Annotated in this window: 11 protein-coding genes; 10 read left to right on the plus strand and 1 reads right to left on the minus strand. The window is 27.8% G+C overall.

All coding sequences use genetic code 11. The features are described from left to right. Positions 1-80: 80 nt before the first annotated feature. Positions 81-704: an MltG/YceG/YrrL family protein gene (locus tag AACH12_RS02015; RefSeq protein ID WP_338536416.1), complete on the minus strand. Its 624-nt coding sequence runs from the start codon at positions 702-704 to the stop codon at positions 81-83. Positions 705-892: 188 nt separating this feature from the next. Between AACH12_RS02015 and AACH12_RS02020 the strand changes: the two genes are divergently transcribed. The 10 genes from AACH12_RS02020 to opp4C all read left to right on the plus strand — a co-directional run bounded on the left by AACH12_RS02020 (position 893) and on the right by opp4C (position 12,381). Then, positions 893-1,738: a GNAT family N-acetyltransferase gene (locus AACH12_RS02020; protein ID WP_338536417.1), complete on the plus strand. Its 846-nt coding sequence runs from the start codon at positions 893-895 to the stop codon at positions 1,736-1,738. 10 nt (positions 1,739-1,748) lie between these two features. Then, the gene (locus tag AACH12_RS02025; protein WP_338536418.1) at positions 1,749-2,672 is read left to right on the plus strand and encodes an RluA family pseudouridine synthase; all 924 of its coding nucleotides are present in this window, start codon (positions 1,749-1,751) and stop codon (positions 2,670-2,672) included. Positions 2,673-2,700: 28 nt separating this feature from the next. Then, positions 2,701-3,525, plus strand: a complete 825-nt coding sequence (locus tag AACH12_RS02030) for a hypothetical protein (RefSeq protein WP_338536419.1) — start codon at positions 2,701-2,703, stop codon at positions 3,523-3,525. A 17-nt stretch (positions 3,526-3,542) separates the two neighbouring features. After that, positions 3,543-4,064 (plus strand): signal peptidase I, encoded by a 522-nt coding sequence (gene lepB / locus AACH12_RS02035; RefSeq protein WP_338536420.1) that lies wholly within the window; start codon positions 3,543-3,545, stop codon positions 4,062-4,064. A gap of 11 nt (positions 4,065-4,075) precedes the next feature. Continuing rightward, complete coding sequence (locus AACH12_RS02040) at positions 4,076-5,728, plus strand: nucleoside kinase (protein WP_338536421.1); 1,653 nt, start codon at positions 4,076-4,078, stop codon at positions 5,726-5,728. A gap of 191 nt (positions 5,729-5,919) precedes the next feature. Beyond that, a complete protein-coding gene (locus tag AACH12_RS02045; protein ID WP_338536422.1) occupies positions 5,920-7,593 on the plus strand; it encodes a PP2C family protein-serine/threonine phosphatase in 1,674 nt (557 codons plus the stop codon). 122 nt (positions 7,594-7,715) lie between these two features. Then, the gene (locus AACH12_RS02050) at positions 7,716-8,285 is read left to right on the plus strand and encodes a winged helix-turn-helix domain-containing protein (protein ID WP_338536423.1); all 570 of its coding nucleotides are present in this window, start codon (positions 7,716-7,718) and stop codon (positions 8,283-8,285) included. A gap of 370 nt (positions 8,286-8,655) precedes the next feature. Continuing rightward, on the plus strand, positions 8,656-10,398 hold the full coding sequence (locus tag AACH12_RS02055; RefSeq protein ID WP_338536424.1) for an ABC transporter substrate-binding protein: 1,743 nt from the start codon (positions 8,656-8,658) through the stop codon (positions 10,396-10,398). A 93-nt stretch (positions 10,399-10,491) separates the two neighbouring features. Then, positions 10,492-11,454: an ABC transporter permease gene (locus tag AACH12_RS02060; protein ID WP_338536425.1), complete on the plus strand. Its 963-nt coding sequence runs from the start codon at positions 10,492-10,494 to the stop codon at positions 11,452-11,454. Positions 11,455-11,463: 9 nt separating this feature from the next. Further along, entirely contained in the window at positions 11,464-12,381 is a 918-nt protein-coding gene (gene opp4C / locus AACH12_RS02065) for an oligopeptide ABC transporter permease (RefSeq protein WP_338536426.1), read from the plus strand. Positions 12,382-12,395: the final 14 nt, after the last annotated feature.

Genomic DNA, 12,395 nt, shown 5'->3' on the forward strand with positions numbered 1-12,395 from the left:
AATGGATTTGAAAGACTATTCATCTATCAAATTCATTGTGTTTTGTTAGTATTAATCTAATAAATGTGGTTAAAAATCTTTTATTTACCAACCAAAGTATGAATCATTTCATCAAGTGTCATATCGGTTTTTAAATTAAAATCTCCAGCTCTTAGGCTGACACCGAGTTTTAATTCTTCTACACGTTTTATAAAAGTTGTTGTATTATCTATCAATCCGTTTTGTTTTAGAAGTTTTGCAATGCCATATCCGCTTGTTCCACTTTTTATATGAATTTTAACTACTGAAGCGGCTTTTGTAGTAGTAACATTTGTAGAAGTATCATTACTTTCGGTAGAAGTGTTCTTGTCTGAAGTCATATCAGGTTTTGCATCTAAATTTTCAGAATTAGTTTTCTCTGTATCATTTTGAGTACTTATATTTGTAGTTTCTGAAGAACTATCATCTGCTTTAGTAGAATCTTTAGTAGAGCTATCTGTGTTATCAACTGTTATAACATCTATTAAATTTTCTTCGGATTTGTTATTACTTGCTGGCTCATTATTTTCTGCAACTAATGTATTGGTTGACTGAGCTACACTTATCTCAGGTAGATCTAGTGATGTTGATATTTTCCACGTTACAATTGTAAATATTGCTGCAATTATTAATAAAGAAACCACTATATCGCTAATATCATATAGAAAATCTTTAATTTTTTCCATTTTTATACCCCCGTCCGTTTTACATATTAAGAATAACATATTTTATATTTATTATGAAGTAATTATTGTTTTTGTAATTATAAATTAATAAATAGCTTAGTGTAAATTTAATAGAAATATTCTCTATTAATTGGTAGATAGTGTATAATAGTTATAAAAGAAATATTATATTAAAACAAGGTGGAGTAATGGAAGAAATAATAGAGTTAAAAGATAAAGATTTGAAGGAGCTTGTGTACTTTATTTATAAAAATATTGATAAGGCGGTGTACTTGCTTCAGGGTATTGAATGGAGCAAAGAAAGAGGTTTTAAAAAAATCAGAGAGAATAATCATTTTTATGGATTTTACAGGGAAAATATTCTTAGTGGAATATTTTTGTTTTCTTCTTCTAATGTTTTATTTCCTTATAATGAAGATATTGAATTAATAAAAAAAATAGATATGCTTAGAATTATTAAAAAACATAACCCTTTTATGATAAAGGGCAGTAAATTATCAGTTGATATTATATGGAAGATGATAGAGAGAATTTCTTCTAATTTTAAAATGCATGATTGCTTTTTAATGAAGAATATGACTAGAGATCCTTTTGAATTAGATACTGTAAAAACAAAAGTATTAGAATACAAAAATATGAATTTTAATAATTCGATTAAGTTCTTGCTTGACGTAGAAAAAGAATTTAATCGAAATCCACTTTCAATTAATAGATTAAAAATAAAACTTCAAGATAAAATGATGTTAAATGAATACGTGGCTATTGGAAATGATAACAATGAGATAATTTCTCAAGGAATAATTGAATTTTCTTCATATGAAATTTGTGTTATTGGTGGGATTTATACAAAAATGAATGAAAGACAAAATGGATATGCAAGTTTTGTTACTTTAGAGCTTATAAATAGATCAATTAGTAGGAGGCAGATTCCTTACTTAACAGTATTAGAAGATAATTACAATGCTATTAACATGTATAAGAGATTAAACTTTGTAAACACAGAACAGTTTAAAATAATTGAAATGATTTTGTAGGGAGAAAAAAATGAGAGAAATAATTATTGGAACTAATGAAAATGGTCAAAGATTAGATCGATTTTTAACAAAATATTTAAATAATTCTTCTAGGAGTAATATTTATAAATTAATTCGAAAAAAAGTTTTTAAGGTAAATGGAAAACGAATTAAAGAAGAGTATTTTCTTAAAGAAGGCGATGTATTAGAAATTTTTCTTGCAGAAGAAAGTTTGGAAAAGTTAATAAAGGAAGAAGAGTTTATTTCTGCATCTACTCTTGATTTAGATATAGTTTTTGAAGATGAAGATATTTTAATAGTTAATAAACCTAAAGGGTTATTAACTCATCCTGATAAATCAGAATATAAAAATACGCTTTCGACAAAAGTAAATACCTACTTAAAACATTTATGCACTAGAACATTTAAGCCCGCTTCTATTCAAAGACTTGATAAAAACACAAGTGGACTTATTATCTTTTGCAAAAACTATGAATCATTAAAAAACTTCAATGAAATTATGAGAGAGAGAAAAATAAAAAAATTCTACTTAGCAGTAGTTGAGGGTATTATAAAAGAAAGCGGTGAAGTAAAAGGATATATTGAGAAGGACTCTGATAAAAACAAAGTATATATGAGTAAAAATAAAAGAAGTGAAGAAGCAAAGCTTTGTCATACAAAATACAAGCCACTTAAGATAATTAATAATAATTATACGCTACTTGAAGTGGAACTTCTTACGGGAAGAACTCATCAAATTAGAGTTTCTATGAGCTATATTAAGCATCCAATTGTTGGAGATAAAAAATATACTGGCAAAAAATTAAAAAATGTAAATAGTCAGCTTTTACATGGGTATAAAGTAATAATAGATGATGAAATATTTATTAATACGCATTCGACAAACGAATTTACGTGTGTGTCGAAAGAAATAGAACTTTTTCTAAAAAATTAAGTGACGTCAAAACTATGGAGATGAATTTATGATAGATTCGTTAAATATAATTTACAAGTTAATAGATAGATATGATTATGGCGGGGCACTTGAACTTATGATTGAAGAAGAACTCGAAAATACTGATGCTGCAATACTTATTGATTCGTGTAGATATGCAATTAATTTTGATTTTAAGAAAGCGAAAAGAAAATTATATGCACTTCCAAGTGAAGTCAAAAACGTTAAAGAAATAAAAGAAATTGAATTAAATTTAAAAGAACTTATAAAAGGATCTCCTGAGGCTATGTTTTCTGAACTTCTAGAGAGTATAAAATTTCAAATTGTAAATGAAGAATTCATTGATTTTTTAGGTAGAGTTTATAGATTTAAAGAAGCAATTTTTAAATATATGTTTATTAGAAAGCATTTAAATAGAACCAATTTTTATTTGTTATCCAATTTAGTTTCAAAACGAAATATATTAAAAATATTACGTAAACAATATCGAATATACAATTCAAATTTAGTTTATGCTTTAACCACTTATTTTAATAGAAGTCAAAAAGATGATTATAAATACGTAAAAATTATTAAAACTCTAAATAGTGAAAAGATGACAAGTTTAATAGAGTTAAGAAATGAATCAGTTGTAGGACATGGATTTGTAGGAGTAAGTGTCGATGAGATATATAAGCATTATGGTAATCCATATAATGTACTAGATGATTTTAGAAACTGTCTTGATATGCTTGATATAAAAATAAACAGATATAAATATTCAAATATAAATGATTTAATTAAGAAAAGATTAGAATTTCTAAATAATAGGTATGCTCCAAGTAAATCAAATGCAAAATTTTATTTTGAATAAAAACAGAGGCGATTAATATGAAAAAAGAGATATTTGATTTTTTAAAAACTATCATAATTGCAGGAGTTATAGCAATTTTAATTACTTTTATTTTAAAACCAACTTTAGTTAAAGGAAATTCTATGAATCCCACTTTAGATTCAAATAATTACTTAGTAATAGAGAAAACTTTTTCTTTCATAAATAATATAAAAAATGATGATATTATTGTCTTTAAAACTGATTTACTAAATATTGATGGAAGCAGAAAAGATTTGATAAAACGTGTGATAGGAATTCCGAATGATAGGATAGAAATTAAAAATGGAAATGTATATATAAACAAGAAGAAAGAAGATGTATTTTTTAATAAAGACGTAAACACATCAGGTGATATCAAATTAACAGTTCCTAAAGATAAATTTTTTGTACTTGGTGATAATAGAGCTAATAGCTTAGATTCAAGAAGTGAAGAAGTGGGACTAATTGATAAAAAAAGTATTGAAGGAAAAGTAATTGTAAGATTATTTCCATTTAATAGAATTGGTAGGGTTAAATAAGGGAGGATGCTATGAGTAAAATTAATATTTCAATTGGAGAAAAAATCGAAATTGTTGATAGGGGAATTAGACTTGAAGTTATTGCAGATGCTCATCAAAAAGAAGATAAACCATTAATAGTTGCAGCTATTGTAAACAATAAACTTAGAGAGCTTACCTTTAGATTGGAAAATGACTCTGTAATTGAATTTATTGATATTAAAGGTCTAGACGGAGCAAGAATTTATCGAAGAAGTTTAACTTTTGTTCTTCTTAGAGCTGCAATGGAATGCTTTGAAGATATTAGATTGACTGTAGAGCATTCATTAAATAAAGGACTTTATTTTGAATACAAATTTGAAAGAAGGTTAAATCAAAATGATGTTGATAAAATAAAACAAAAAATGAAAGAAATAATAGATAATGACGAACCAATAGTTAAATCACAAATATCAAAAGATAAAGCTAAAGAAATTTTCAATAAGTATAAAATGTATCCAAAGGTTGAACTATTAAAATATAGAGAATACGATTATGTAAATATATATTCTTTAGGTTGGTTCAAAAATTATTTTTATGGATATATGGTTCCGTTTACAGGATTTTTAAAGGTATTTGACTTAAAGCCGTACGATTCAGGTCTAATTCTTTTATATCCTGGAAGACAATTGTATGATAAATTACCTGAGTATGTAGAACAACCACATTTGGCATCAATTTACAAAGAATCTGAAAACTGGGGAGAAATCTTGGGTGTTGAATACGTTTCAAATTTAAATAAATCTATTGAAGATGAGACATACGGGGAACTTATGCGTATTTCTGAGGGCTTGCATGAAAAAAAAGTTGCAAATATTGCAGATATTATTACTGAAAGTAAAAAAAGGTTAGTGTTAATTGCAGGACCGTCATCTTCTGGAAAAACAACTTTTGCAAACAGACTAAAAATACAACTTAAGGTAAATGGGTTAAAGCCAATAACTCTTTCAACTGATGATTATTTTGTAGATCGTGAAAATACACCGCGTGATGAAAATGGTGACTATGATTTTGAAACAATTAAATCTGTTGATGTAGATTTATTTAACAAAAATCTTTCGGATTTACTTTCGGGTAAAGAAGTTGAACTCCCTACTTTTAATTTTAAACTTGGAAAAAGAGAGTATTTAGGTAATAAATTAAAAATAAGAAAAGAACAGATGATTATTATTGAAGGAATACATGGCTTGAATGAAATACTTACAAAAGCAATTGATAAAAAAGACAAGTTTAAAATATATATAAGTGCTCTTACTCAGCTTAATATAGATGATCATAATAGAATTCCTACGACTGACACAAGACTAATTAGAAGGATTGTAAGAGATTCAAAATCAAGAGGACATTCTGCAGAAACAACAATAAAGCTTTGGCCATCGGTAAGAAGGGGCGAAGAAAAGAATATATTTCCTCATCAAGAAAATGCAGATATTATGTTCAATTCAGCACTCGTTTATGAGCTTGGAAGCTTAAAAAAACATGCTGAGCCACTTTTAAGTGCAATAGAAGAAACAAGTCCAGCCTATAGTGAAGCAAAAAGATTATTAAAATTCTTAGGTTATTTTATGTCAATTGATGACGACGGATTAATTCCGTGTACATCCATATTAAAAGAATTTGTCGGCGGAAGCTGTTTCAACGTATAATTTTTTAATACTAGAGCATTACAAAACCTGCTACTTATTACAAGTGGTGGGTTTTCTAATGTATGTATTAGATAATAAATTATTTTATAATAAAATTTTTACATATAGATTATTAAAATACAAAGGAGAATTGATTTTTACATAGAATAATAGTATTATGTGTAGTAAATTTTTTTTGACGTGAGGTTATTATGGATAAAACAAATAATTTAATAAAATATAATAATATAAATAATAAATTTAATAAATTACTACTAAGTATATTTTTAATTATAGTTACTAGTATAAGTTTTATTATTTTTTTTGTATTCAAAAGTAGTATATCTAATTTAATTATTATGAATAATATTAAAATTGCATATTCTATGGTTGCGTTTTTAACAATAATTTTAATGATGATGATTTTTTTAATAAGTTATATTGCGTTTGTTAATTCAAGAAACAAAATGCTATACATTGAATTAAAAATATTTTATATTGTTTCAATAATTCAGATTTACTTATACTCTTATTTAATAAGCAATGGTTTGTTTTTTGCTTATCAAAACAAATTTGCGAATTTATTGCTATTAGTTACAAATATTGTTTTAGTGATTGGATTAGTTCTTTGTCTTAGAATTGATCCGTCAGTTCAAGTAAAGAAGTTTAAAAAAAATTGGCTTATTTTTGGTACATTTTACTCAATTGCTATAATTTTATTAACTTACCTAATTAATAAAGCTATGGTAAATGTTTTTTCAATTTTTATTTATGATTATATTGAAATGGGGATATATTTCTTAATCACATTAGTATATTTTTTAGGGATTCTTAAAATTTATAAAATATACAAATATAAGAGTGGGTTTTTTTTAAGTTTTATACTTATGGGTGTATTGCTACTCTTTTTTTCAAATCTAAGTTTTGTTGTTTTTAAAAACAAGGAGTATTTTGTTCTTTGTTTAAGTTTATTTTATAGATTTCTAGGATTATTACTACTTTTTATTGCAATACTTATTAATAATGTTAATAAAGGAAACTTAGATATAAGAAGACAAGAAGAACAATTAAGTTTATATGCTAAAAATTTAGAAAAAATCATTATTAAAAGAACTGATAAAATAAATAATGTTAATAGACAATTTATAAAAGAACTTGAATATGCAAGATCAATTCAGCAATCCTTACTTCCGGAGAGAAGAATACATTTTAAAAATGGGGTTAATTTTACAAGTGAATATTTTCCTTGTGAAAGACTAAGTGGAGACTATTTTGATATATACAAAATTGATGAAAACAATGTTGCTATGTATATTCTTGATGTTTCTGGTCATGGAATTTCAGCAGCACTTATGACAATGTTTTGTAATAACTTCGTAAAATCGACTGAAAGATTGATTAAAAGATATAGAGGTTTAAAACCACATAGAAATCTAAAACATTTTTATGATGAATTTAATAAAATGAATTTTCCTGATGAAATGCATATGGTTATATTTTTTGCTACTTATAATGTTGTTGATAGAGTTTTGACATATTGTTCGGGTGGAATGAATTGTCTGCCTATTCTTGTAAAAAAAGATGGTGAAATTCAGTATCTTGACCAAAGTAGCGGTTTCCCTATATGTAAAATGATGGATTTCTTTGAACCAGAGTATATTAGTGTAAAAATAACACTTGAAAAAGGAGACAAACTCCTATTTTACACAGATGGACTTACTGATGAGGAAAAAAATAATGTTTTTAATCATAAAGAACTCATTGAATTACTTAGAATTAACTCGAAGTTAAATGGAAAAGAAATAAATGATCTGATAATAAATAATATTTTTCCGCATATTGAAAGACTTGAAGATGACATATCTTATTTTATCATGGACATTTAATGTTCGTGTTTATAATAGTATTAATTATATGGCCAACTTATTGACATATAAGCGATTAAAACATATAATGATTGTATAATTATAAATATAGCGAAAGTTTTTCGTAGAAAATGGGAGAAATTATGGATAATATTAAAGATGTTTTAGTCGTAAAAGAACTTGATAAAATTAAAGCTCTTTCAAATGTATATAGAATTGGTATTATAGAAGCATTTGATAGTAAACCAGCTACTGCAAAGATAATATCAGTAAAACTGGGTGAGCCACATGGTAAAGTAAATTATCATATGAAGATGTTAGCAAAGGTTGGTATACTAAGATTAGTTGAGATATCAACAAAACTTGGTGTAGTTGAAAAGTATTATATGCCAGTTGCTAAAAACTTTATTATTGATAGTAGTGCTATTCAAGGCTCTGGTGAAGAGGCGAAGAATTCATTAAATAAGTACACAAATGCACTTCTTAATAGAATTTCTAAAGATTTTTATAAAAGTATTGAAGATAAGGATATAGAAGGTCAAAGAAAAATACTTTATTACGGTGAGTATTATATGACAACTGAGGAAGCTCAGGAACTTCATAAAAAGTTTGCTGAACTTGCTGATGAATATTTAAAAGAGAAAAAATCAAAACGTGAAGGTGCTGAAAGATATAGTATATCTTCACTAATTATTCCTGTTGATAAGGACTAATTATAAATTAGAGTAGAATAAAATAAAGCTCTTTGTCATTACTTGTGTGAGATATAATAAATCTTGTTCAGTTTTGACAAAGGGCTTTTTGTGTTATGAATAAGTATATTCTGCTGAGTTTTGGTATCTAATTATATTTTTCACAACTGTGTCCATCACCCGAATACAAAAAAATGAATACGGAAAAATTTTTTTATATATAAGTGTTAAGAAATCGTAATAGTACACATAGAATACATATGAAAGCTATAAAATAAATGTTGTACGGAGGAATCGTGAAAATTGTTAGAAAATTCTTTCATACACAATACTCACAGATATCTGTGAAAACCATGTTCTTAAATGAACAAATAAAAAATAGGGGGATAATATGAAAAAAGTAATTATGTTACTGTTAATTTTAATGTTAACAGTAGGAATGATGGCAGGATGCGGTGCGCCTGCAAAAACTGATGCTGCTAGTACAACTCCTGCAGTTTCGGATGATCAGAAGGATGCAACAGAGTCAACAGTAGTTGAAAGCGATACAAGTATTCCAAATCCAGCAAAAGAAAGAGCTGGTTCAGACAAAACTCTAGTAGTTGGTATGAGCGAAGCAAAAGGTGAATTCTTACCTACTTACTACTCAACTACTTATGATGGATATGTAGTTGGTCTTATATTTGATCAATTAATGTCAAACAATGCAGAAGGCGAATTAGTTCCAAGTCTTGCAACTGGATATGAAATGTCAAATGATAATAAAACTTATACATTTAAATTAAGAGATGATGTTAAATTCTCTGATGGAACTCCATTTACTGCAAATGATGTAGCTTTTACTTTTACATCAATATCAGATCCAAAATATGATGGAAGATATAACTCAGCAGTTATGGAGCTTGAAGGATATGATGCATACCACGAGGGAGATGCAAAATCTGTTTCTGGTATTAAAGTAATAGACGATTATACAATTTCTTTTACATTTACAAAAGCTAAAGTTGACAATATCTTCAATTTACAATTGGGTATATTACCAGAAAAAGTTTATGGATTTGAAAAAGGTAATGTTCAAGTAATGAAAGATAAAATGACTAATTTAGAATTAGTTGGTACTGGTAAATATAAATTTACTAAATTTGAGCCAAAACAATTTGTTGAATTAGATGCAAATGATAACTGGTTTGGTGGAAAGGTAAATATTCCAAAATTAATTATTAAATTTACTACAATTGATACTTATTTCCAAGAACTTCAAGCTGGAAACATTGATATGCAAATTCAAGTTCCTGCTAAAAGTGATAATAAACAACAACTTGATGAAATGGGATTTGCTGATATTAATGCCTATCCATCAAATGGATATGGATATATGGGCTTTAACTTAAGAGATCCTAGACTTGCTGATAAAACAGTAAGACAAGCGTTAACTTATGGTTTTAATAGAGAAGCTTTTGTTCAGTTATACTACAACGGAAATGCAAGCGTTTGTAATACTCCAATTTCACAAGTATCTTGGGCTTATACAAATGATGTAAATAAATACGAATACAATCCTGAAAAAGCTATAAAAATGTTAGAAGATGATGGATGGAAATTAAACGCTGATGGCGTTCGTGAAAAAGATGGAAAAAAATTAAGTTTTGTATGGGATACTTATACAGATTCTAAATATGTAGAAACAATGATTCCAATGTTAAAATCAGATTGGGAAAAACTTGGTGTTAAAGTTGAACCAAACTTAATGGACTTTAACTCATTAGTTAATAAAGTTTATACTGAAAGAGACTTTGATCTTTACAATATGGCTTGGTCAATGACTATTGATCCTGGTGATAACTATTCTACTTTCCATTCAAAATTTGATGTTCCAGATGGTAATAACTCAGTAGGACTTAGAAATCCTGAAATTGATAAGTTACTAGAAGAAGGATCTGTTGAATTTGATAAAGCAAAAAGAGTTAAAATTTATCAAGAGTTTGCTTTAAAAATGAATGAGGAACTACCATATATGTTCTTAACTCAAAATACACAATGGGATGTTTCAAACAATAGAGTTAAAGGATTAAAAATTAGTCCTTATTGTGATTGGACTTACTTTATTGAAAATGTAACATTAGATAATAATTAGTATTAAGAAAAGTAAATAATTAAATAAAGGACTTCAGTTAATCTGAAGTCCTTTAATATGAGATATTATGCCTTTTATTTAGGAGGATTTAAATTGATTAAGTACATTATTAAAAGACTTCTACATATGATACCAGTAATTCTACTAATATCAATATGTATATTTACCATTATAAAATTAACCCCCGGAAACCCGGTAGGAACAAGGCTTGACCCCAAAGCTACACCGGAGCAAAAACAAATGGAAAAAGAGAGACTAGGCCTCGATAAACCTATGTATATTCAATACATTATGTGGCTTGAGAGATCAGTACACGGTGATTTTGGTGAATCTTATATTTATAAAAGACCAGTTAGTGATGTAATCAAACCATTTATTAAAAACACATTTATATTGAATGTTGGAGTGTTTTTATTATCATTTTTAGTTTCAATTCCTATAGGAATTGTTTGTGCGGTAAAAAAATATTCAAAAACCGATAACTTTTGGACAGTATTTTCTTTATTTGGAATATCAATGCCATCTTTCTTCTTTGGACTTTTACTGATATATGTTTTTTCTGTAAAGTTAAAAATCACTCCTATTAGTGGAATGATTGAAGCTGGGACAAGAACTGTTGGATTTGGACGTGCTATTGAAGTGAGTAAACATCTTATATTACCAGGTTTAGTTCTTTTAATAGGAAGTTTAGCAGGTTTAGTTAGATATACAAGAAATGGTATGCTTGAAGTATTAAATCAAGATTATATAAGAACAGCAAGATCTAAGGGACTTAGTGAAAAAGTTGTTATATATAGACATGCCTTTAGAAACGCACTTATTCCGATTATTACTATTTTAGGATTTTCTATACCTGGACTTTTTTCAGGTGCAGTTATACTAGAATCAACTTTTAACTGGCCAGGAATTGGTAGAATTATGATAGATGCTGTAAATGCTAGAGATTATAATATGCTTATGGCTGTTATGATGCTGTTTGCAATTCTTACACTATTAGGAAATCTACTTGCAGATATAGGCTATGCAATGGTAGATCCAAGAATAAAAGTTGACTAGGAGGAAGAGATGATTACAAATGTTGAAAATGAACCAAAAGTAAAAATTAATAAAAGAGAGAAAATTGAAACTCCTAGTGCTATGATTATCCATAGATTTAAAAAAAATAAAGTTGCTGTGTTTGGACTTGTTATTTTTGCTATTTTAGTTCTAGCAACAGTCTTTGCTCCAATTTTAACACCATATGGTGTGGATCAAATGGACTACACTCATGTTAATTTAGCACCATCAGCTCAGCACTGGTTAGGTACGGATGAACTTGGAAGAGATTATTTAACAAGAATGCTTTATGGCGGAAGAGTTTCACTGACTGTAGGACTCTTTGCAGTATTTATTAGTGTTGTTATAGGAGCGCTTGTTGGTGGAGCTTCTGGTTACTACGGAGGCTTTGTTGATAATATTCTTATGAGATTTACAGAAGTAGTTATGTCTTTTCCATTTTTACCTCTTGCCATAACAATATCTGCTGTTGTTGGAACAGCAGTACCTTCAGAATATAAGATTTTTATAACAATTTCTGTTATAGGTATTATTGGATGGACTGGACTTGCAAGAATGATTAGAGGGCAAATACTTTCTTTAAGAGAGCAGGAATTTATGGAAGCTGCGACTGCTCTTGGACTTTCAGATAGAAGAAAAATATTAAAACATTTACTTCCTAATACTATTGGATTTATTATTGTTTCAGCAACGCTTGGTATGGCAGGGGCAATTATGACAGAGTCTGCTCTGTCGTTTTTAGGACTTGGAGTTACGCCTCCAACACCTAGCTGGGGAAATATGGTTCAATATGCTAGAGATTTCTTTGTACTTAAGAATAGACCATGGCTTTGGATGCCTCCAGGGATTGCAATACTTCTTGCAGTAATGAGTATTAACCTTGTTGGTGATGGACTAAGAGATGCATTTGACCCTAAATCGAGATAGTTATATAGGAGGAT

It is taken from the genome of Helicovermis profundi (assembly GCF_033097505.1).
In the GTDB taxonomy this organism is placed as follows: Bacteria; Bacillota; Clostridia; order Peptostreptococcales; family Acidaminobacteraceae; genus Helicovermis; species Helicovermis profundi.